The organism is Streptomyces sp. NPDC004732, from assembly GCF_040609235.1.
GTDB lineage: Bacteria > Actinomycetota > Actinomycetes > Streptomycetales > Streptomycetaceae > Streptomyces.
Genome location: NZ_JBEXJR010000023.1, coordinates 19,590 through 39,626, shown reverse-complemented (window position 1 = coordinate 39,626; position 20,037 = coordinate 19,590). Strand labels below are relative to the sequence as shown.

The window sequence follows — 20,037 nt, the reverse complement described above, 5'->3', positions numbered from 1 at the left end:
CCGTCACGCCCAGGGCAAGGCGGTGACCCGCCAGCCCTCGGAGGTGTGCTCCAGGCGGAGCGCGAGCTGTTCGCTACTGCTGCGCGGGTGCCCGGACTTGGGGGTGATCGTGAGGGTGTAGCTCACGCGGACGAGAGCGGAGGAGGCCGTCACCGCGGGAGCGCCGTCCGGAACCACGGCCGCCGTGACCTTGGCCGACTGGCGAGCCTTCTCGGCCCGCAGGGCGGCCCAGGCGGCATCCTGACCCGGACGCTTCTGGGCAAGCACGCCCGCGAGTTCCCCCGAGGCGAGCCGGGCGGCCCGAGCGCCGGCATCCGCGTACGAGTGGTCTGCACCGTCGCGGGCGTCGTGCTCCGCGTAGGCCACGGCGAAGGCCCGCGCGGTCCTCTCGACGTCGTTCGGGAGAGCGGCAGTTGAGGCGGATGCGGTAGCGCCGCTGTGCGGCGTCGCGGTGCCGGGGACGCCCGCCGAGACGGATCGCGGCTGTGCCGACGCAGTCGGGGCCGCGGAGGTGTCGTTGGCCGCGCTGGAGCAGCCGGTCGACAGGAAGACCAGAGAACCAGCCACTCCTATTGCGGCTGATATAGGTATGAAACGGGTGGATCGAGGCATGCGGGGACCACAACCTTGGTGCATGGGATTTCGGAAGAGCGAGCGGTGCGGCCCTGCGGGGGCGGAGGGCCGCACCACTCCTTCGCAGGAGGAAGGGGGATTCTCCCTGCGGGCTTTACCGGCGAAGGCCGGGGCAATCGCAAAGCAGGCCGGAGCGTCTAGCTCTATCTGCCTGTTTCAATTGCGGGAGGGTTCAATCGCGTTTCGCATTGGCGAGACGGTTGAGCTGTCGGGCGCGTTACTCATATCAAGGCCATCAGCCCCTTCCGTGATTCGGGCGAGATCATGAGTGACCTCTACGGCCGGAAAGTGCCTTGTGGCGTTGGCCGTGCCTGAATCCTTGCAGGGGTTCGCGGACAACTCGAATCACGAAAAAAGCCGGAACTTAATTCCTGGAATTAAGTTCCGGCTTTCGTCCCGAGGGAGGATTTGAGCCCTATGCGGACCCGTGGCGCAGGTGCTCGATCGCTACGCCGAGCCACGGCGCGGCGGGCCCGGACAGGAGCAGGGGCGCGCACGCGCTGTACGAGAGCAAGACGGTGGCCGGTTCGGCGGTGACGCCGGTCAGGAGGGCGTGGTCGAACGGCATCCACTCGCGGGCGCCTCGCGGCAGGAGCCGCACCCCGGCCGAGGTGAGCACCACGCGGGCCGCGGTGTGATCGCGCCACTGGGGAAGGGCGGCGTCCTCCGCTTCCTGGCGCCGACGGGCGTCGAGGCGGCGGTTGCTCACCCACCGCCGGCCGAAGGTCGGGTGGTGCTCGAAGTACCCGTTCGAGGTCGGGTAGTCGACGTCCGTTCCGTAGAAGCGGGCGGCGGCACACGGCACGTCGGCGAAGGCGACCTCACCGGCCGCAAGGGCAAGGCCGCTCACCTGGACGGGCACAAGACCGCCTCCGTCGTGGAGGTGCTGCGCGAGCGCGGACGCTGACTGTGCGGCATCGGCGCGGACGGTGTCCTCCGCCCGGTCGCGTCGGCGAGACCACATCGTCGTTCCTTCCTAATCAAGCGGGCCGGGCCGGGGCCTGCGCGGCGCGAGCCGCCCAGGTCCCGGGCCCGTCATGAGATGCAATCACCACAGGGCACTGGAGGCAGCGGCGGGTGTCTTGGCCCCCTCGGCGTCCGCTTCCTTCAGCCGGGTCAGCAGCACCCCAAGGCGGTCGTTGCTGATCGCCTGGCGCTTGCGGACGGCGTCGCCGACAACCTCACGACTGATCCGTCCGGCCCGGTCGCAGGCGGCCTGTGCGATGGGCAGCAGCTCCGTCAGCCAATCGTCGTCCGCCTCCCGGTCCTGCGAGCCCTCCGGGCCGTCCGGGACGGACGGCTCTTCCCCGTCCGCAGCGTCGCGGACCGCCGCCGGAGCGGACGGATCGACTGCCGACGAAGGACCGGTGGTCGGCCCCTGGCCCGGCGAGTCGGGGCCCGGTCCGTCCGCAGTCCCGCCGTCCGTCTCCCCGCCGTCCGCCTCCGCGGACGGGGAGAACGCCGCACCGGCCGAGCCCGCAGGGCCCTCGGGCCGAGCCGCGACTTTCCGCAGGTCAACGGTGGGTGCGGGGGGTCCTGCCGGTGCGGACGGACTGCCTGGCAGCGGTCGGGGTGCCGTCTGCACGGGAGATTCCAGCGGGCGAGGCCCCGGCTCGACCGCGACGCGTTCAAGCGTCGGAGTCGCCTCCCGGACCGGTCCGGGACCGGTCTCCGTCCCGTCCGGGACCGCCCGCTCAGCCGTCCGCGCCATCAGGATGTAGAGGTGGACCGATCCCGCCAGCGCGAGCGGCGCGAGCATCGACAGGACCCCCACGACGCCGTCCGTCAGGTGCAGCGCGGACCGTCCGGCCTCTGGTGAGCCGTTCAGCGTGATCGCGTGCAGAGCGTTCGCGCCGAGACTCGCCCCGGTCGCCGAGAGGAACAGAACCCACGCGTAGAACCGTGCGGCGAACCGCTCGTGACGCAGGAGAACGATGGCCCGCACTCCGTAGGCAATGAACCCGTCGATGAACACTGGGAACAAGAAGCTCAGCGTCTCCCTGGCGTGGATGGCGAGGGCGATCTGACGCAGTGCGTCGTACGAGAAGGCGAAGCCGGCCGCGCCGAGCAGAATGATCGCGCTGCGGTCCCAGGCCGTCATGCCGCGCAGGTTGTAGCCCTGCCGTTCGGTTCCCGCCGCCGTGTCTATGTGCGTGTGCGACATCAGAGGTTGCCCCCTTCGCGGGGCGCGATGTCCGACCAGGCCGGGGTCTGTGAGAGGAGCTGTCCGAACTGCTCCAGAGACGTCACCTGGTGCACGTGCTGACTCGGGCAGCTCACGCACGAGACCCGCAGCGAGATCCGTTCGGTACCGCCTTGGTCGGTGTAGTAGAGCTCCAGGTGCTGGCCGCCGGTCGTGTCGAGCGAGGCGACGGCTTGCAGGTGCTCTTCAAAGCTCAGCAGGCCCAGCACCTCCCATTCGAGCGTGACTGCGGCGTCCCCCAGGAGGGTGCGGGCGTACTTCGAGGCGGCCGTGATCGACCGTGGACCCCAGGTGCGGAACGCCGCCTCCCGAGCGGTCTTGCGCCTCTCCTCCGCGGTGGTGAGGTGCTTGGCCGCAGCGAACATGATCGGGTGGCTCATCGGGGGCCTTCCAGGAGATCGGTGGTGCGAAGTGCGGTTCCGTCGCCGGACTCGTTGGCGAGACGGAGAAGGACGTCCGCGTGGCACGGAGCGTCAAGAGCGCATGTGCACATCAGGTCGAGCCCGTGCAGCGCTCGGGCGAAGCGAGCGGCGTAGTGGCGGCCGACCGGGCCCCGGAGCGTGGTGGCGAAGAGATCGACTGCTTCCGCACCGTCCATCGGGGGACCGAGCGGCGAGCGCGCTCCGGCCGTGAAGGGGTTCGCGTACTGGCTACGCGGGCCGACGTATGCACAGGCTGTGGACAGTGCGGCGGCATCGCGGGAGGCTCCGCGAAGGCGGACGGGTATCAGGCCGCCCTCCCGCCACGACGCCGGTCGGCGCCGATCATCGGCACGAGGGTCGTGACCATCTCCGCCAGGCGGCTCGCCACGCGCGCCCCGACGAAGTCGCTCAGGTCCGGCCCGTTCTCGTCGCGAGCCGGAAGGTTGGACGTGATGATCGTCGGCAGGCAGTGGTTGTACCTGTAGTTGATCAGCCGGTACGTCACCTCCTCGGTCCATTCCGACGTCTTCGCCGTTCCGAGGTCATCGAGGAACAGGTACTGGACCCGGCTGAGCCGTTGCAGCTCGTGTTCCGAGGCCCCCATGACCTGTGAAGGCCGCAGGTTGCCGTACATGTCCGCCGAGTTCACGGCGATCAGCTCGAAGCGGTCCGGTGCGCCGGCCGCAATCCTTCGCAGGGCCCCGTACGCCTGGTGCGTCTTGCCCGTGCCCGTGAGGCCGGTGAGGAGCAGAGCACCTGCGGCGGCGTTGTCCGCAAGGGCACGGTCGGCCCACTGGACGACCTCCGGCAGCGTGGCCTCCGCGTCACGGAACCGGGGAGGGGTCGCGCGCCGCCAGCGGGTCAGGGCGTAGTCGGCCCGAGCCCGGCTGTGCCATTCGAGGTCTCCGGGGTTTTCTTCCGGTTTCTCATCGGCAGGGTCGGAGTCCGGCACGACCTGAAGTCCCTTTGCAGCGAGTATTCGTTCCATGGCGCGCATTGACCTGGCGCTGCCCGCGCGTTCCGGCTCAGCCATGATCAAAATCCGTTCTGGTAGGCGCTGGGGGCGGCAGTGTTCTGAAAGGGAATCCAGCCCGCGGGCTGTCGGCGCAGCGGCACGACGTTTCCTTGGGAGGCTGCGGCGGAAGCGTGCGACGGGAGATCCGCCCAGATGCGCAGCAGATAGCGGGCGGACTGTGGCGGCCGGTCGGCGTTCCACCGACGCGCCACCATCTCGACCAGACGTTCATTTCCCCAGCGCGCTGCGAGAGCTGTTACCCGGTCCCATTCGGATTCGGTGAGCCGCCAGCCGACGAGCATTCCAGCTCCGGTGATGGCTGTTACCAGGTCCTTCGCTCCGTCGGGAACCTTCACCGAGTCCTGCTTGTCGGTTGAGTTCTCTCGGCGCGGTCCCAGCAAGCTAGCTTGCTCTTTGGTGGTGGTAATACTCCCGTAGGGAGTATTACCACCACGTACGCGCGAGGAAGAAACTTCCGAATCTGTGCGCTGAAACTTCCCACTTCCGGCCGCTGGGGGGGAGTTCTGGGAAACAACTTCCTGGAACTTAGTACCCTCCCCCGGGCCTTCAGGGGCGAGAGTGGGAAGTTCCTTCTCTGAACCGGTACGGTCGCCCGAAGGGCGCAGCAGTATCGAGTACGTGTTGGGGTTGGAGGCTCCGCCTCCCCGCTCGTGGCGGAGTTCCCCGAGGTTTGCCAGCTCCCCCAGGCACTTCGTGATCGAACGCGGCGTCAGACGGGTGATTCCGGCTATGTCGTCCAGGGTCAGCGTGGCCTTGCCGTTGTCGTCCGCCTCACGGGCCAGCGCCAGCATGACGAGACGCGAGCCCCGGCGCGATTCTGATTGCGACCAGATCAGTTCGGTGACTCTGTCGCTCATCAGCGCTCACCGCCAGCTATCGCTATTCGACGGTGGCGGGCAAGCCCGAAAGAATTGTCGTCCTCCGGGATGTAGCCATTCTGGTGCGGCTCCGGAGTGAGGTACAGCGTTGCCGTCGGAAGGTAGAAATCGTGGGCAAGGCGCCAGTCTGCGAGCTTTCCGAATCCGCGCCTGATCACGCGGGCCACTTCTTCTTCGGTCCTGCGGTCGATGAGCATACGGTAGAAGTCCGATTCGAAGAGGTGGGTAACAGACCGACGCCGGGGGTAAACCCGCACGAGCGCGGCCGTAGGTGCAATCTCGCGGATCGCGGCACACATATCCGTGGGCCGAATTCCGGAGGGGTATTTCTGAAGCATGGGGAGAACTCCCGTGGACGCAGGGTCCGCCGTGCGGAAGGATCGTTTCTTCGGGAGCGTTCTCAGGCGGCGACGACTCGGAGCGAGGGAGCGCCCTGTCCGGCCTGCGACTTTCGGTAGCGACGTGCGAGCTTCAACAGATACTTGTGCGTCACTCCGAGCCCGCGCGCGACGGCGGCGGCGTCCAAGGTGGGATCGGTGGCGAAGCGGGCGATCACGGTGTCCCTGGCAGGCTTGGTCAGGGGGGCGGTGCATCCCCGAAGCGCGCCTTCTACGGCTTTCTCGGTGTCCCGGTCCTGCCACGCGCGCCGCAACTCTGCGCGCTCGGAGGCCAAAAGCCCGCCCCGGATTCCGTACTCGTCGTCATCCTTAAGGGATTCCACCAGGCATCGGGCAGCGACGGCCACCGGGCATGACCCGCAGAGATTACGCGGACGGTTGAGAGAGATTCCCAGCTTGGTTTTCACCACGTCGGGGTCCTCTCGTGGTCCGTCTGCGAGAGGCACGAACATGTCGATGTCCTGGTTCGTGCACCGAGCGGATTCGGCCCAGTGTTTCCCCGGAGCCTTCTTAGACTCCTCTATGAGAGGCAGCCAATTTCCCTGATGCGCAGCCTCGATGAGGCCATATATGTCAGTGCTCATTGATATCTCGCGATGTTCGCAGCGCCGCGAATGGTGACAGTCGGGCGCGAGAGGAGATCAGGAACGCTTACGAGAGCGCTTTGACGGCTGAAGCGCCATCAGTGCCGACTCGTCGTCCCTCTGGGACTTTGCGCCAGGGCTGACGAAGTGCATATCGGAAATCGCGTGGAGATCATCCTCCGTGAACTGAACGAACTTCCCGAACTTCCGGTGCGGGAGCGTCGATATGCGCTCACGCAACCACTTCTCCGGAATGTTCAGACGTTCGGCAGCCTCGCTATATCCGATGTGCAGACGCTTGTCGCGGGAATCCGCCGCCCGACTGCCCAGCAGGGCATCCAGGCCGCCGGCCTGGGCCAAGAGGTCGACAACGGCCACGAGTCCCTGCACGTCCAGGGCCGGTCCGGCACTCGCCGGTGCCACGGCCGCCATCACGCTTCCAACCCGCGCAGCTCAGCCGTCCGCAGGTCGAAGGCGTGGCCCGAGGCCGCCCATCCCGCGTGGGGGAACGAACGGATGATCCACCGGGCGATGGTGAGCGCCTTCGCCCGAGGGACGCGAAGGTGACGACCTCGGTCGGTCAGGGCCGTCAGGCCGAGGTGAGGCCACAGGGTCCGGGGCCCCTGAAGGCGAACCTGCACGACGGCGGCCTCCGGCAGCATGGACGCCAGTTGCGCAGCCAGCCGTTCAGCCGGGCCCGAAGGGATCTCCACCTTCGGGTTGCAGTCCGTAGTAGGGGACATGCGACACTCCTCTGTGTGGTACGCCGCTCCGTCGTGCCGTGCGAAAGGACACGGAGTGGCTGTGCGAGTGACCAGCGCCCCTGTCAGGGGCCGCGGATCACGAGCTGTCTGGCGTCCGAGAGGTGCGAACTCTCGGACGCCGATGGCGTTTTGAGGGGAAGGGCCGCGCCCGAGTGATGTGCGGCAACCCCTCTCCACCGGACCGGTCCACGATGGGAACCGCAGGTGGGCGAAAGCTGAGAGAGGTGCGAACCCCCTCGTTTTTCGCTAAGATGAAGCTATCTTGGTTCGCATCAAAAGTCAACAGTCCGAGGTTTCCTCGGTTCACCCCAAAAGACGAGGTCCGATGCCAGCTCGCCGTTTCGACAAAGAGCGTGTGCGCGCGGTACGTCGGGCTGCCGACGTGCCGCAGGCCGATGTGGCGTCTTCTGTCGGTGCTGCGGAATCGACCGTGGCGGGGTGGGAGTCGGGAGCGGCGAAACCCGACCAGGAGAAGTTGCCTGCTCTCGCCAGGGCGCTGAACCGGGACCTGGACGATCTGTTCCCGCGTGACGGCTTGCCCGATCTGATGGACCTGCGATGCGACGCCGGCCTCTACCGGTACGAGACCCGGGCGATCATCGGGACGAAGAGCGACGGCCCCTTGTCGGGTGCCGAGCAGGGCATCCGACGTCTGAAGGACAAGTACGTCCCCGCCCTGGCGGAGGCGTACGGCGTGACGGAGGACGAGCTGCGACGCGCGCAGGAGCGATCCTTCGGAGAGGCCCAGCCGGAGAAGGCCCCTGAGACGCTGGCCGAGAAGATCACCATGCTCCTGGAGCACTCCTACCCCGGCCGCCCGTCACCGGAGGACCAGGAGATCGCGGACGCGGTCAACGCGTATGCGGGTTCCGCGGTCGTCTCGGCGGCTGACATCGAGGGACTACGGACGGGGGCGAAGGTCGACCCGCTGCCCGTGGTCCTCGAAGGTCTGGCCAAGTTCTTCGACGTCTCAAAGCTGTACTTCGAGGAGAACGACGCCGTCGCGGCGCAGGCTTATGAGGCACTGCGCTTCATGTACGCGGCCAAGCAGGGGAAGGTGGGCCGGGTCCGGGCTCGCGGGATGACCGCCGAGGGGTTGCCGGCCGATGTTCTGTCGATTCTGAACGACATCGCCGGCGAAGTCGTTGAACGGACCGATCCGGGCAGAAAGGGTTAGTGGGTCGCCTGCCGGGCCTCCGAGAGGCCTTGAACAGTGGGCTTGGTTCAAACGCGCCTCCACGCGCGGGGGCCTGCGATGATCCGGAGTGTGACGCCGCAGACACTCCTTGTAATCTCCAGCTACATCGCTTCGTTTACCGCCGTTGGCTCGATCTGGGTGACGGGGCGCCGGGAGCGGAAGAAGCAGCAACTACAGGAGGAGGCCGAGGCCCGACAGGTCATCGTGCACGTCCAAAATAGTTCGGGCGATGCCCTTGTTGGCTCCCGAGACCAAGTGCGGGTCGAAAACCACACCAACCTCCACCTCACCGACGTCGAAGTAATCCACGCCAACGGCGCGCGAGTTCACGACGCGAAGGCCATGACTGTGGAGTTCTGGCGCGGGCGGCAATCGGACACAATTGTCGTGCCGTTGGATGAAGGGCTTGTCGAGTCCGCAGCAGCGGTTCCGTTGGTCCCGCCCGGCGAGTCTGCGACGTTCAACTTGGAGTGGCGTCCGAGCGGTGCACCGTCCGATGCCCCGGCTCCGCAGCAGCCGGAGGCGTTGTTCGACACGAGCGTTACCATCCAGTTCCGCGATGGCCGCGGCGTGCTGTGGGTACGAACGGACCACAGTCGGCCGGAGCGAATGCGGACCGAAGTGCGGTTAAGGCACCTCATCGACTGGCGCCGGCCCGTCACCTGGTGGGCTAGCTGGCAGGCATACCGTGGTGCCCGAACGCTGCCACACCGCTGAGGAGCGAGGAAGAGGCCATGATTTTCGAAGGCAGCTTCGGCTGGCCTGAGCCTCTCCCGTATCCGCTACTCCAAGGAACGACGCTCCTCCGGAGGCAACGCCTCGGGCACCGCCTACCTCACGCGCGGTGCCCGAGGCCTTCACAGGAATGATCAAGTCCGGCTGCGCCACGCGCCGCGCGGCCAGGATGGTCATCTACCCTACTGGTCCGCGCCGGTCGGCTCGTGACGCAGGCCCGAGGTGAATACGGCCCGCACCCCGCTCAGCGCGGAGAGATCCGCGAGCGGGTCACCGTCGACCAGGAGGAGATCCGCGCGGAAGCCCGGAGCGACCTTGCCGGTCACGTCCCCCAGGCCCAGCGCCTCCGCCGCCCGTGACGTCGCCATGTCGATGATCGAGGCGTTCGGCAGACCCAGGTGCGAGTAGAACCCGAGCGCCGGAACCAACCCGTCGAAGCCCGCCCGCTGAACTCCAGCGTCGGTTCCGGCGATCAGGCGGACACCGGAGTCGGCCATCTGCCGCACCAGATCGAACATGGCGGCGGCGCGCTCCTCACCGAAGAAGCGCGGGAGCATCTGCCAGTGCGGGCTCACGGCCGGACACACGGTGATGCCCTTCGCGATGATCTGCTGGACCACGTCGGGCCGGAAGTCGAGGCCATCGCTCGACATCCAGGTGCAGTGCTCGATGGTGTCGACGCCCGCCTCAACGGCGGCGGCGATGCCGTCGGCGCCGTGCGCGTGGGCCGCGACGGGGACACCTGCGGCGTGAGCCTCCTCCACCAGGGCGGCGAGTTCTTCAGCCGAGAACTGGCTCTGGTGGCTCTTGGGGCCGTCCTTCGTCAGGCCCCCGCCGGTGACCATCGCCTTGATGACGCCGGCCCCGGCCGCGAGGTTGCGCCGTACGAGGTCGCGGATCTCGGCTTCACCGGAGACCTCGCCGCCCAGGAAGTGGCAGTGGCCGCCGAGGGTGGTGGCCGGGGTACCCGCGGACACGATCCGGGGTCCTGCCGTGCGGCGGTCGTGGATCTCGGACGCCAGGCGAAGGGCGAGTCCGCCTCGGTCCCCGAGGTCCCGGGCCGTGGTGACGCCGCTGCGAAGAAGCTGTTCCGCGCGGCGACGCATGTCCTCGAACAGGACGTCGTCCGTGGAGCCCTGGAGGGTCGCGACGGGGTCGGCGCCGCCGTCGAAAGCCAGGTGCACATGGGCGTCGATGAGGCCGGGCAGGACAGTTCCGCCGAACTCGTACCGGGGCACGTCCGCCCCGGCCCGTTCCTCGACCTCGTTGCGCGGCCCGACGGCGGCGATCGACTCGCCCTCGATGAGGATGGCGCCGTCTTCCAGGTAGGTCCCCGAGTCGACGAGCACTCGTCCACCGGTAATCAGCATCGTGACTCCTTGATCGTGCGAGGTCATGCGGCTGCGCGCAGTTCGTCGGATACCGCAATCAGTTGTTTCACATCGGACTCGCGGTCGCTGCCCAGCGCCATCGCGAGAGGAACCGCGCGGCGGGGCGCGGGAGCGCCCTTCTCGATCCGGGCGGATGCCCGGCGGAGCCGAGCGGCAAGCTCAGCGGAGTCGATGTTGAGGACCGTGCCGTCGTCGCCCTCATCGAGCAGGTAGGGGCTGATGTCCACCAGGCCGTCGCGGCACTCCACGATGCGGCGGTGGTAGCGCCGGTGCACCCCGCGGGCCCGCCGCCGGTCCAGGGCCGCCGCGGACGCCGGCCGCAGCACGTTGTCCGGGTACGTCTCCGCCAGCAGCTCCCACAGCGGCGCGAGTCGACGGTGATCACGGCGGTGCTCGAACCATAGGCGAAGTGAGGAGATACGGGCTCGGGCTCCGGAGTACGTGATGCCCGCCGCGAAGAGCAGGATGGACGCCACCAGGAGGAAGGCGACGGCAGCCATCAGCGGCTCGGACACCTTCACGTCGGCCGCGCGGAGGGCGACGATCACAGCGCGGATCGCGCACGCCACCGCCATCGCCCCCAGACCCACAGCGGCCATCCAGAGGCCGGTGGAGTGCGGACGCCGGGACATGCGCGCGAAGCGGCGAGTCCACCGGCATGCCATGCCGAGCGCGTACATGAGGTAGAGGCCCGCGCCGCCGTAGAAGAACGCGATCTGCGGCGTGGTCATGTCGGCCGTGCTGAAGGAGCCGGCGAACGTCTCGTGCGGCACCGATTCGGCCGCCACGGTGATCGCCACCGCGACGACCGCGACAAGGACACCCTCCTTGCGGGCCCTACGCCGACCGGATTCCTCGTCCGCGGCGGAGTAGAGGTAGAAGCACATCAAGAAGTACACCGCGAGCAGCAGCAGCACGTTCTGAATCAGCTTCGCCGTCCCGTGACCGGCGACGGTGTCGACACCCGACGCGCCGCCGGGCATCGCTACGGGGTACGAGAGCGCAGCGCAGAGCAGGCAGAGGGTGACGGAGCGAAGAGGTGCGTCGTGCGGGCTTCGCTTCCACTGATAGAGCTTCCAGACCAGCGCGGCCAGGAGACCCAGGAGCAGGATTTCCACGAGCTACAACCATCCTCGCCGGTCGCCGAGAGCCGCCTCAACCCGTCGCAGAGCGGGGTCATCGGCCGGAGGAGTGGAGGATGCGAGCAGGGCCGACCACTCCAGGATGATCGTGGCCACGAGTTCGACGGCGCACTCCTCGCCGTCGTCGTACGAGCAGCGCTGAGCGATGCGCTTGACCGCCTCGGTGCCGAAGACCGGCATCATGGCGGCCCACCCCTCGACGTCGATGCACTCCGCATCCCCATCAGGGGTGCTCTCCGCCGTCACGGCCTCGCGGGCGGACTGCTCGGCCGCCCGCTCCTTCTCCGCCACGAGGATGTGTCCGACCTCGTGCAGGATGATCCCGTCCTGGTGCAGCTCGGTCGTCTCCTGCTGATACAGGATCACGTCGTAGGTGTCGTACTCCGCCCACATACCCGAGGGTCCGGGCTTGGGCAGCGGAGCTGCACGGAGGAACAGCGGACGCCCGCGCCGTCGGCTCAGCCTCTTGCAAAGATCGTGAACGTCGAGCGGGGGAGTGACCCCGAGGTCTTGCAGCTCCCTGCGGATCAGGCGATGCAGGTCCTTCTCCACCGTGCGGGTCGCGGCTGAGCGCCAGCGCCCGAGGCGTCGGCGGCTGCCTCCGCCCTGAGCGGGTATCTCGGACTCCGCCGCGTTTCGACCACTCTTATCCGACCACATTGAGTAATCCCTCCAACCGGCAGGTGATGGCTCCCCCGAGCCGGGCGACCCCGCGCCCAAGTCGATGACGTCCGGTCCCCGGTGCTGCACGGCCACAGCCGGTAGCCCGCGCCCCTCGTCCATCACCCCGCAGAGCGATGGGACGCCGGTGGCATCCAAAGGGCTACTCACCTGCTCGGATATCGCTTACGCGAACGCGCGTCGAGTCTCCGAGCGGAGGCCACCCCGTGAAGCTCCGGGAACCTCTTCGGACAGTACGTGAGGCTTCCGACAAGACATGGCCTAAAAATCATGATCGATTCGTGTAGACCGCAGGTAATCGCAGGGGAAGAAACTCGCCAAAATCGACCAAATTCAACGTTGTACGACGCTCTGAGCTGCTTGTTTACTTTCTGGCGTGAACGGATCAACCTTTGCCGGGCGAACGGTGACTCCGTTATGAATCCGTGATCATCGCGGGAGGGATCTCCTTCGCGAATGCACGCGAATCGCGCAAAAGGGCAGCTCAGGCGTGTTGTGGTGCCAGTCACTTCGGGGCAGTTCGGGCAACTGGCGCGTTTACGCTTTCAGCCATGCCAAACGCAATATCCGACCAGGCGGACAGCTACCTAGAGTTCTGGAATGAGTACCATCTGTGCACCCTAACCACGGTGCGCCCGGATGGCCGGCCTCATGTGGTGCCCGTCGGCGTGACCGTGGACGGCTCCGCTGGCGTGGCTAGGGTTATTACCCGCAAATCCAGCCGCAAAGTGGCCAACGTTCTTGCGTGGGGTGGGGAAGCTCGCGTGGCCGTGTGCCAGGTCGACGGAGGGCGCTGGGCCACGCTCGAAGGCGTGGCGGAGGTGTGCACCGATGAAGCGGCCGTGCGGGATGCCGTTGTCCGATACGGAGAGCGATACGGACGCACGCCGGCCCCGGACCCGGAGCGCGTAGTCATCGAGATCGCGATTGAGCGCAGCATGGGGCAGGTGCTTCCTCCGCGCGCCCGTCCGGCCGCCGCTGCTTGATTCGTCTCCAGGGCCCCGGTGTCTCGGGTAGGAGCGCCGACGTCCGAGCTGAGGAAAGCAAGAAGGCCCCAATCCGAGGATTGGAGCCTTAGCTGTGGCTGGGGCCGGGATCGAACCGGCGACCTATCGCTTTTCAGGCGATCGCTCGTACCAACTGAGCTACCCAGCCACGCAGTTCACCGAAGTGATCTGCAAGCGGTCCTGACGGGATTTGAACCCGCGGCCTCCACCTTGACAGGGTGGCGAGCACTCCAAACTGCTCCACAGGACCTTGCGCATCCCACAACAAAGTGATGGTGCGAAATGTTGGGGGATCGGCCTTGGCGCTGGCGCCTGAACCGAAGGCTGACTATACCCGACGGAGACCGGCGGGCTGAAATGAGTACTTTGCGCTCGCCGGTGCGGCTCCGCTCTGCGTGGCTCCCTCCCGCACCGCTCCACAGAGCTGCGGGAGGGAGCCACCGCCATCAAGCAGCCAGGGCCGACACCGGCATAGGTGCGTTGGGGTTCATGGCCCAGTCGACGGCCGCAACGACTTCGTCGTCCAAGGCGTCGAGCAGGTGGCCATAGCGGTCGACGGTCGTGGTGATGGACTCGTGTCCGAGGCGGCCCTGAATGGCCGGCAGGGGGACCTTCGCGGCGATCAGCCAGGAAGCGTGGGAGTGGCGAAGGTCGTGTACCCGCGGGGCCTTGGTGAGACCTTCGGCACGGGCACCCTCGATCGCCGGATGCCAGCGCAGGCTACGGAAGGTCCATGTGTCCCAGCGACCACCCTTGGGGCCCTGGAAGAGGAGATCGTTGGGGGTGATCCCCTTCGCCCGCCTGCGGAGCATCTGATCCAGGTTGGTGGTGATCACCAGTGTCCGGCGTGCCTTCTTGGTCTTCGGGGCACCCAGGTACGCAGCGCCGTCCTCGTCGCGCTTCCAGGCACGCTGGATGCGGATAGCTGGCCGGCCGTTTCGCCGTACGAGGTCGCGAGGCTGGAGTGCTGTGATTTCGCCCCACCGGGCGCCGGTCTCGGCAAGGGCATCGGCCAGTTCGCGGGCGTCTTGGTCCACCAGGTGAGAGCGCAGCAGCGCCCACTCGTCCCGTTCGAGGAAGACCATCTCGTCTTCGACGCCATCGTCCTTGCGGGGGAGTCGGGTGCCAGCGCACGGGTTCTTCGTGCGCAGAGGGGGGTCGTGCTCCACAGCGCTCTGGCAGATGCCAGACAACAGACCGTGGACGTTACGGATGGTCTTGGGGCTGAGCTTGCGGCGCTTGGTCCCCTCCGGGTCGTGTGGGGCAGGGCGACCCGCCTCTAGATCGTTGACCCAAGTCCGTATCGCGTCCGCAGCAAGTCCGCCCTCTCCATCGCGCATGGAGTAGTCGCGGAACCACGGAGAGAGCTTCTGTCGGACGAGCTTCCGATACTCGGCCTTCGTATCGCCCTGTACCCCGGTGAGCTGGTCTATGTGGCGGAGGGCGAACGGTTCGAACATCTCCTCCGGCGTGCGGACGTTCTCCACGAACCCTTGACCGCGTATCCAGCCAGGGGGCCATTGCTGTCCGTGGCCGTCCACGAGGTTCTTGAACTTCTCTGCCGACGGCTCGTCGTCGAAGGACTCTGACGCTCTGCTGCCGCTGCGGGTGCCTCCCGTGCGCCAGCGAACGACGTAGCTGGACTGTCCGTCACGCCTTTGCTTGACCTCGATGTACGCCATGCTCAGGACTGTAAATGAGGTCTCGTGCCCACTTCGTGCCCACCAGAACAGTAAAAAAGACCCCCTGACCGGCGTTTCCGCAGGTCAGGGGGTCTGTAGCTCTGTGCCCCCAACGGGATTCGAACCCGTGCTACCGCCTTGAAAGGGCGGCGTCCTGGGCCACTAGACGATGAGGGCTAAGGGCCCACCTGGGCGCTTTGCAGCGCGTCGGGGACGTGAGAAGCATATGGGATGCGGGGAGCTATCGCCAAAACGGTTTAGGAGGAGGGGGTGGGAGAGGGCGGAGCGAGGGGTGCGCCGGGGCGGTTCTCCTTGGGGAGATGGCGGCTGACCTCCGCCTTCGTGAGGCCGAGGCCGCCCAGCCTGATCTCGTCCCAGGCCTGCAGCCGCTTGGTCGTGCGGTCCAGATAGAGGATCGACGCCTGGACGGGGTCGGGGTACTTGTCGTCGACCGCGCGCAGCCCGCTGCCGCCCGTCGAGCCCTCGATGCGCAGCCGCGTGCCCTCGTCCATGACCTCCATCTCCTGGTGGTGGATGTGGCCCGCGAGGACGAGGGGCACCTCGCCGTCCGTCTCGCGGGCCGCCGTCGGGTTGTGGGCGACGGCCACGTCGACCGGGGTGCCTGCCGCGCGTTCGGCGCGCAGGGCGGACGCGAGACGGATGCCGGCCATGCGCTCGACCGAGTCGCCCCCGGCCTTCTCCGAGCGGTCGGGGGTGTACTGCGGGTCGCCGATCCCGGCGAGGCGCAGGCCCGCGACGGTCTCGGCCCTGCCCTCGTCGAGGACGTGGACGTTCTTGAAGCGCTTGCGCTCCAGATAGCGCTGGGTGGTGTGCGAGTCGTGGTTGCCGCGCACCCACACATAGGGCGCCCCGAGGTCCGCGACCGGGTCCAGGAAGCCGTTCTCGGTGGCGGAGCCGTGGTCCATGGTGTCGCCGGAGTCGACGATGACGTCGATGTCGTACTGGTCGACCAGGGAAGAAATGATCTTCCAGCTCGCCGGGTTCAGATGGATGTCCGAGACGTGCAGGACGCGCATCGTGGTGGGGTCCGGCTGGTACGCGGGGAGCGTGGACGTCACGTCGTAGAGCTTGGTGACGTTGGTGACCAGGCGCGCCAACTCCTGCTGGTAGACGTCGAATTCGCTGACGATGCTGCGGGCGTTGCCGACGACGGAGGGGGCGCTGCTGAGCAGGCCGGAGAACTTCGGTTCCAGGACGGACTTCGGGTTCCAGGTGGCGTACGCGGCCGTGCCGGACGCCGCGAGGAGGGTGAGCGCGAGGCCGCCCGCGGCCAGGGCGCGGCGCGGGCGGCGGTAGACGGCCAGGCCCAGTGCGGTCGCGCCGGAGACGACGGCGACGCAGGAGCGCACCGCGAGGTCGAGCGTGCCGTGGCCGACGTCGCGCGCGACCTCGTCCTGGAGGCCCGCGAGCCGCTCGGGGTGGTCGACCAGGGCCTGCGAGCGCACCGGGTCCAGGCGGTTCACGTCGACGTCCAGGCGGATGGGGGCCGTGTGGGAGCGGAGCTCCAGGGCGCCGAGCGGGGAGACGTCGATCTTCGTGCCGCCGGAGAGGGACGGGCGCAGGGTCATGCGGGTGTCCATCGGGCCGACCGGCGCGCGCACGCTGCCGACGATGAGGAGGCCGAGCCAGGCGCCGAGCAGGACGACGGTGATCAGGCCGAGGGCGCGGGCGTACGGGTGGGGCGGGCTGACCAGTTCGTTGACGGGGTGGGTGCGGCGAGCGCTGTAGTGGCCTGCGAGGGCGCGACCGGCCCTGCGCACGCTGTGGAAAACGACGGTGAAGTCGCGGGCCATTGGTCCCTTATGCCCAGTTGCGGCGGCCGGTATGCCGGAGCGAGGGGGATGCCGGGACGGGACGAGGGGCGTGGCTGACAATGGGGGTGTGCTGGAGATGACGCGCGAGGAGTTCGAGGAACTGGTCGGCGAGGCTCTCGACCGGATTCCGCCGGAGTTGACGCGGCTGATGGACAACGTGGCCGTTTTTGTCGAGGACGAGCCACCGGCCGAGGATCCCGAGCTGCTCGGGCTCTACGAGGGGACCCCGCTGACCGACCGGGGCGAGTGGTACGCCGGGGTGCTGCCGGACCGCATCACGATCTACCGGGGGCCGACGCTGCGCATGTGCGAGTCGCGCGATGACGTCGTCGCCGAGACGGAGATCACGGTGGTGCACGAGGTCGCCCACCACTTCGGGATCGACGACGAGCGGCTGCACGCGCTCGGGTACGGGTGAGGCGTGGGCCGTGTCCGTGGTTCGTGGTCCGTGGGTTCGTGGTCCGTGGGTCGTGCGGGAGGCGTGAGTCACGTGTGAGCCGTGTGCCGCGGGCGGGCGGGGCGTGGCCGCGGATGAGTTCCGGGGACGTGTGAGCGAGGGCATCCGGCCTGGTGTGCGGGGCGGCGCGGGGCGCGCCCCCAGGGGGTTGCCGTCCGTGTCCTCTTGCGGGCCGCGGGAGTTGGGCAGGGCGTCTCGATTCTCAGCGCCTCAGGAGGTGCTCGGCCGTGCGCCAGTTGTACGTTCCCGTCCGTTGGGCCGCGGTCGCGGTGGCCGTAGCGGCGACCGCGGGCTGCATGAGCATCAGTGACGACGGGAACGCTCCGGCGCCCGACCGCTCCGCGGGGCGGCGCAGCGGTGCGGCCGCCCCCGACGGCGGCCCCGTGACGCAGGGCGGCGACGTGGATTCCGGGGACGAGCGCGCGCAGAGCGGCGGCCGGGGCAAGGGCAAGAAGAAGGGCAAGGGCGGGTCGGCCCGTGCGGGCGGGTCCGGGCAGGGCGCCGCCGAGCCCTCGGAGTCCTCCTCCGCGACGGCCTCGAAGAAGCCGCCGAAGCCCGACGGCCCGGGGAAGCCGACCCCGACACGGCCGAAGCCCACTCCGACGCGGACGAGCGCGACGCCCACCCCGCCGAAGCCCACCCCGACCCCGACGCCCGATCCGACCACTCCGGAGCCGTCGTCCTCGGCCCACGAGGGGTCAGGGCAGGACGCCCAGTTGCAGCGGCGGGACGAGAAGACCGCGGTGCGCGAGCCCTCGCCCCAGGCGGGCCCCCGGTAGGTGACGGAGGCCACTTATGGGCCCCTGAGCGCACCCGGACGGACCCCTGAGAGGGGGTCGGTTTGCCATCCGGGGTGGGGGGTGCGTATGGTGGTAGATCGTTTGATCCCATTTGCCCGGCGCCGACACAGAAGAGCGCCGCGTGGCGCGTACTCTCCCTTGCCGTGGCTGACCGCATAGAGGCGGTCCATTGCGAAATCACGGAGTTGACGGGCGCGTGCCGAGACTCCGGAAGGTTTCGCATTTCGCATGTCCATTTTCAGTTCTGACCACGCCGTCCTGCCCGAGAACGAGTCGGTCGAGGCCGTCGAGACCGTCGAGAACGACGCCGTAGAGGTTGTCGCCGACGCTGTCGAGATCGTCGAGTCCGCCGAGACCGTCGAGGGCACGGACGTCACCGAGGTCACCACCGACGCCGACGTCGACGCCCCTGAGGCCGACGCCGACGCCGAGCCCGAGCTCACCTTCGGCGACCTCGGCCTGCCCGAGGGCATCGTCCGCAAGCTCGCGCAGAACGGCGTCACCACGCCCTTCCCGATCCAGGCCGCGACCATCCCGGACGCCCTGGCCGGCAAGGACATCCTCGGCCGTGGCCGCACCGGCTCCGGCAAGACCCTCTCCTTCGGTCTGCCGATGCTGGCGACGCTGGCCTCCGACGGCCGCACCGAGAAGAAGAAGCCCCGCGGCGTCATCCTGACCCCGACCCGCGAGCTCGCGATGCAGGTCGCGGACGCCCTCCAGCCGTACGGCGACGTGCTCGGCCTGAAGATGAAGGTCGTCTGCGGCGGTACGTCGATGGGCAACCAGATCTACGCCCTGGAGCGCGGCGTCGACATCCTCGTCGCCACCCCGGGCCGTCTGCGCGACCTCATCAACCGCGGCGCCTGCTCGCTCGAGAACACCCAGATCGCGGTGCTCGACGAGGCCGACCAGATGTCCGACCTGGGCTTCCTGCCCGAGGTCACCGAGCTGCTCGACCAGGTTCCCGGCGGCGGCCAGCGCATGCTGTTCTCGGCCACGATGGAGAACGAGATCTCCACGCTGGTCAAGCGCTACCTGAACAACCCGGTGACGCACGAGGTCGACAGCGCCCAGGGCAACGTCACGACCATGACGCACCACATCCTCATCGTGAAGCCCCGCGACAAGGCGCCGGTCACGGCCGCCATCGCCGCGCGCAAGGGCCGCACGATCATCTTCGTCCGCACCCAGCTGGGCGCCGACCGCATCGCCGAGCAGCTCTGCGACTCCGGTGTGAAGGCCGACGCGCTGCACGGCGGCATGACGCAGGGTGCCCGCACCCGCGTGCTCGAGGACTTCAAGAAGGGCTACGTCAACGCCCTCGTCGCCACCGACGTCGCCGCCCGCGGCATCCACGTCGACGGCATCGACCTGGTCCTGAACGTGGACCCGGCCGGCGACCACAAGGACTACCTGCACCGCTCGGGCCGTACCGCCCGCGCGGGCCGCTCCGGCACGGTCGTCTCGCTGTCCCTGCCGCACCAGCGCCGCCAGATCTTCCGCCTCATGGAGGACGCGGGCGTCGACGCCTCGCGCCACATCATCAACGGCGGCGGCACCTTCGACCCGGAGGTCGCCGAGATCACCGGCGCCCGCTCGATGACCGAGGTGCAGGCCGACTCCGCGGGCAACGCCGCGACCCAGGCCGAGCGTGAGGTCAAGGACCTCACCAAGGACCTGGAGCGCGCCACGCGCCGCGCCGCCGAGCTGCGCGAGGAGGCCGACCGCCTCACTGCGCGTGCCGCCCGCGAGCGCGGTGACGACCCGGAGGTGGCGGTCGCCGAGGCCACCGCCGCCGCCGAGGCGGTCGTCGAGGCCGCCGTGTCGGTCCCCGAGCAGCCCGTCGACGAGCGCCCGGTCCGCGAGGACCGCTCCTCCTCGTACGACAACCGTCGTCCGCAGCGCGACGAGCGCGGCAACTACGAGCGTGAGCGCCGTGACAACCGCGGTGGCGGCTTCAACCGTGACCGTCGCGACGACAACCGCGGTGGCGGCTTCAACCGTGACCGCCGTGACGACAACCGTGGTGGCGGCCGTTCCTTCGAGCGTCGTGACGACAACCGTGGCGGTGGCTTCAACCGTGACCGTCGCGATGACAACCGTGGTGGCGGCCGTTCCTTCGAGCGTCGTGACGACAACCGTGGCGGTGGCTTCAACCGTGACCGTCGCGATGACAACCGTGGTGGCGGCC

At 68.3% G+C, this 20,037-nt stretch carries 22 protein-coding genes and 3 tRNA genes; 6 read left to right on the top strand and 19 right to left on the bottom strand.

Annotated features, from left to right (window positions below; all coding sequences use genetic code 11):
* Positions 1–3 precede the first annotated feature (3 nt).
* The 11 genes from ABZV77_RS40555 to ABZV77_RS40505 all read right to left on the bottom strand — a co-directional run bounded on the left by ABZV77_RS40555 (position 4) and on the right by ABZV77_RS40505 (position 6,897).
* The gene (locus ABZV77_RS40555; protein WP_356268042.1) at positions 4–567 is read right to left on the bottom strand and encodes a hypothetical protein; all 564 of its coding nucleotides are present in this window, start codon (positions 565–567) and stop codon (positions 4–6) included.
* A 481-nt stretch (positions 568–1,048) separates the two neighbouring features.
* Positions 1,049–1,597, bottom strand: coding sequence for a hypothetical protein (locus tag ABZV77_RS40550; protein ID WP_356268040.1), 549 nt, complete (start codon positions 1,595–1,597; stop codon positions 1,049–1,051).
* 84 nt (positions 1,598–1,681) lie between these two features.
* Positions 1,682–2,797 carry a DUF2637 domain-containing protein gene (locus ABZV77_RS40545; protein ID WP_356268038.1) on the bottom strand — a complete coding sequence of 372 codons (1,116 nt, stop codon included), beginning with the start codon at positions 2,795–2,797 and terminating at the stop codon, positions 1,682–1,684.
* Entirely contained in the window at positions 2,797–3,216 is a 420-nt protein-coding gene (locus tag ABZV77_RS40540; protein WP_356268036.1) for a DUF6195 family protein, read from the bottom strand. Before ABZV77_RS40540 ends, ABZV77_RS40545 begins: the two co-directional genes overlap by 1 nt.
* A complete protein-coding gene (locus ABZV77_RS40535) occupies positions 3,213–3,521 on the bottom strand; it encodes a DUF4326 domain-containing protein (protein ID WP_356268145.1) in 309 nt (102 codons plus the stop codon). Before ABZV77_RS40535 ends, ABZV77_RS40540 begins: the two co-directional genes overlap by 4 nt.
* Positions 3,522–3,562: 41 nt before the next feature.
* Positions 3,563–4,291, bottom strand: a complete 729-nt coding sequence (locus tag ABZV77_RS40530; RefSeq protein ID WP_356268034.1) for an ATP-binding protein — start codon at positions 4,289–4,291, stop codon at positions 3,563–3,565.
* Between the two features lie 2 nt (positions 4,292–4,293).
* Positions 4,294–5,151, bottom strand: coding sequence for a hypothetical protein (locus ABZV77_RS40525; RefSeq protein WP_356268032.1), 858 nt, complete (start codon positions 5,149–5,151; stop codon positions 4,294–4,296).
* The gene (locus ABZV77_RS40520) at positions 5,151–5,510 is read right to left on the bottom strand and encodes a hypothetical protein (RefSeq protein ID WP_356268030.1); all 360 of its coding nucleotides are present in this window, start codon (positions 5,508–5,510) and stop codon (positions 5,151–5,153) included. Before ABZV77_RS40520 ends, ABZV77_RS40525 begins: the two co-directional genes overlap by 1 nt.
* Before the next feature lie 62 nt (positions 5,511–5,572).
* A complete protein-coding gene (locus ABZV77_RS40515) occupies positions 5,573–6,154 on the bottom strand; it encodes a WhiB family transcriptional regulator (protein WP_356268028.1) in 582 nt (193 codons plus the stop codon).
* A 57-nt stretch (positions 6,155–6,211) separates the two neighbouring features.
* Positions 6,212–6,586, bottom strand: coding sequence for a helix-turn-helix domain-containing protein (locus ABZV77_RS40510; protein WP_260818614.1), 375 nt, complete (start codon positions 6,584–6,586; stop codon positions 6,212–6,214).
* On the bottom strand, positions 6,586–6,897 hold the full coding sequence (locus tag ABZV77_RS40505) for a transcriptional regulator (RefSeq protein ID WP_356268026.1): 312 nt from the start codon (positions 6,895–6,897) through the stop codon (positions 6,586–6,588). Before ABZV77_RS40505 ends, ABZV77_RS40510 begins: the two co-directional genes overlap by 1 nt.
* Before the next feature lie 283 nt (positions 6,898–7,180).
* Between ABZV77_RS40505 and ABZV77_RS40500 the strand changes: the two genes are divergently transcribed.
* On the top strand, positions 7,181–8,095 hold the full coding sequence (locus ABZV77_RS40500) for a helix-turn-helix transcriptional regulator (RefSeq protein ID WP_356268024.1): 915 nt from the start codon (positions 7,181–7,183) through the stop codon (positions 8,093–8,095).
* A 90-nt stretch (positions 8,096–8,185) separates the two neighbouring features.
* Positions 8,186–8,833: a hypothetical protein gene (locus tag ABZV77_RS40495; protein WP_356268022.1), complete on the top strand. Its 648-nt coding sequence runs from the start codon at positions 8,186–8,188 to the stop codon at positions 8,831–8,833.
* A 200-nt stretch (positions 8,834–9,033) separates the two neighbouring features.
* On the opposite strand, the gene ABZV77_RS40490 is transcribed toward ABZV77_RS40495, so the two are convergent.
* Genes ABZV77_RS40490 through ABZV77_RS40480 form a run of 3 tightly spaced genes read right to left on the bottom strand, consistent with a single transcriptional unit; the run spans position 9,034 to position 11,777 of the window.
* A complete protein-coding gene (locus ABZV77_RS40490) occupies positions 9,034–10,221 on the bottom strand; it encodes an amidohydrolase family protein (protein WP_356268020.1) in 1,188 nt (395 codons plus the stop codon).
* Positions 10,222–10,244: 23 nt separating this feature from the next.
* Positions 10,245–11,360: an MAB_1171c family putative transporter gene (locus tag ABZV77_RS40485; RefSeq protein WP_356268018.1), complete on the bottom strand. Its 1,116-nt coding sequence runs from the start codon at positions 11,358–11,360 to the stop codon at positions 10,245–10,247.
* Positions 11,361–11,363: 3 nt separating this feature from the next.
* Positions 11,364–11,777 (bottom strand): hypothetical protein, encoded by a 414-nt coding sequence (locus ABZV77_RS40480; RefSeq protein WP_356268016.1) that lies wholly within the window; start codon positions 11,775–11,777, stop codon positions 11,364–11,366.
* Between the two features lie 839 nt (positions 11,778–12,616).
* Here ABZV77_RS40480 and ABZV77_RS40475 point away from each other — a divergent pair.
* Complete coding sequence (locus ABZV77_RS40475; protein ID WP_356268014.1) at positions 12,617–13,051, top strand: PPOX class F420-dependent oxidoreductase; 435 nt, start codon at positions 12,617–12,619, stop codon at positions 13,049–13,051.
* Positions 13,052–13,146: 95 nt separating this feature from the next.
* On the opposite strand, the gene ABZV77_RS40470 is transcribed toward ABZV77_RS40475, so the two are convergent.
* From ABZV77_RS40470 to ABZV77_RS40450, 5 genes are all read right to left on the bottom strand, one after another.
* A tRNA-Phe gene (locus ABZV77_RS40470) sits at positions 13,147–13,220 on the bottom strand.
* A 27-nt stretch (positions 13,221–13,247) separates the two neighbouring features.
* Positions 13,248–13,322 (bottom strand) — tRNA-Asp (locus tag ABZV77_RS40465).
* 196 nt (positions 13,323–13,518) lie between these two features.
* The gene (locus ABZV77_RS40460; protein ID WP_356268012.1) at positions 13,519–14,754 is read right to left on the bottom strand and encodes a site-specific integrase; all 1,236 of its coding nucleotides are present in this window, start codon (positions 14,752–14,754) and stop codon (positions 13,519–13,521) included.
* 104 nt (positions 14,755–14,858) lie between these two features.
* Positions 14,859–14,931, bottom strand: a tRNA-Glu gene (locus tag ABZV77_RS40455).
* Between the two features lie 80 nt (positions 14,932–15,011).
* Complete coding sequence (locus ABZV77_RS40450) at positions 15,012–16,568, bottom strand: metallophosphoesterase (protein WP_356268010.1); 1,557 nt, start codon at positions 16,566–16,568, stop codon at positions 15,012–15,014.
* A gap of 88 nt (positions 16,569–16,656) precedes the next feature.
* Here ABZV77_RS40450 and ABZV77_RS40445 point away from each other — a divergent pair, with 88 nt between their 5' ends.
* The 3 genes from ABZV77_RS40445 to ABZV77_RS40435 all read left to right on the top strand — a co-directional run.
* The gene (locus ABZV77_RS40445; RefSeq protein ID WP_356268143.1) at positions 16,657–17,007 is read left to right on the top strand and encodes a metallopeptidase family protein; all 351 of its coding nucleotides are present in this window, start codon (positions 16,657–16,659) and stop codon (positions 17,005–17,007) included.
* 335 nt (positions 17,008–17,342) lie between these two features.
* The gene (locus ABZV77_RS40440) at positions 17,343–17,825 is read left to right on the top strand and encodes a hypothetical protein (RefSeq protein ID WP_356268008.1); all 483 of its coding nucleotides are present in this window, start codon (positions 17,343–17,345) and stop codon (positions 17,823–17,825) included.
* A gap of 249 nt (positions 17,826–18,074) precedes the next feature.
* Positions 18,075–20,037 (top strand): DEAD/DEAH box helicase (locus ABZV77_RS40435; RefSeq protein WP_356268006.1); only part of this gene is annotated, 1,963 nt, incomplete at its 3' end.

Excerpts from the sequence above, each read along its gene's own strand:
- ABZV77_RS40550 (WP_356268040.1), bottom strand. The coding sequence starts at position 1,597 with ATGTGGTCTCGCCGACGCGACCGGGCGGAGGACACCGTCCGCGCCGAT.
- ABZV77_RS40545 (WP_356268038.1), bottom strand. The coding sequence starts at position 2,797 with ATGTCGCACACGCACATAGACACGGCGGCGGGAACCGAACGGCAGGGC.
- ABZV77_RS40540 (WP_356268036.1), bottom strand. The coding sequence starts at position 3,216 with ATGAGCCACCCGATCATGTTCGCTGCGGCCAAGCACCTCACCACCGCG.
- ABZV77_RS40530 (WP_356268034.1), bottom strand. The coding sequence starts at position 4,291 with ATGGCTGAGCCGGAACGCGCGGGCAGCGCCAGGTCAATGCGCGCCATG.
- ABZV77_RS40525 (WP_356268032.1), bottom strand. The coding sequence starts at position 5,151 with ATGAGCGACAGAGTCACCGAACTGATCTGGTCGCAATCAGAATCGCGC.
- ABZV77_RS40520 (WP_356268030.1), bottom strand. The coding sequence starts at position 5,510 with ATGCTTCAGAAATACCCCTCCGGAATTCGGCCCACGGATATGTGTGCC.
- ABZV77_RS40515 (WP_356268028.1), bottom strand. The coding sequence starts at position 6,154 with ATGAGCACTGACATATATGGCCTCATCGAGGCTGCGCATCAGGGAAAT.
- ABZV77_RS40510 (WP_260818614.1), bottom strand. The coding sequence starts at position 6,586 with ATGGCGGCCGTGGCACCGGCGAGTGCCGGACCGGCCCTGGACGTGCAG.
- ABZV77_RS40505 (WP_356268026.1), bottom strand. The coding sequence starts at position 6,897 with ATGTCCCCTACTACGGACTGCAACCCGAAGGTGGAGATCCCTTCGGGC.
- ABZV77_RS40490 (WP_356268020.1), bottom strand. The coding sequence starts at position 10,221 with ATGCTGATTACCGGTGGACGAGTGCTCGTCGACTCGGGGACCTACCTG.
- ABZV77_RS40480 (WP_356268016.1), bottom strand. The coding sequence starts at position 11,777 with ATGTGGGCGGAGTACGACACCTACGACGTGATCCTGTATCAGCAGGAG.
- ABZV77_RS40475 (WP_356268014.1), top strand. The coding sequence starts at position 12,617 with ATGCCAAACGCAATATCCGACCAGGCGGACAGCTACCTAGAGTTCTGG.
- ABZV77_RS40460 (WP_356268012.1), bottom strand. The coding sequence starts at position 14,754 with ATGGCGTACATCGAGGTCAAGCAAAGGCGTGACGGACAGTCCAGCTAC.
- ABZV77_RS40450 (WP_356268010.1), bottom strand. The coding sequence starts at position 16,568 with ATGGCCCGCGACTTCACCGTCGTTTTCCACAGCGTGCGCAGGGCCGGT.
- ABZV77_RS40440 (WP_356268008.1), top strand. The coding sequence starts at position 17,343 with ATGAGCATCAGTGACGACGGGAACGCTCCGGCGCCCGACCGCTCCGCG.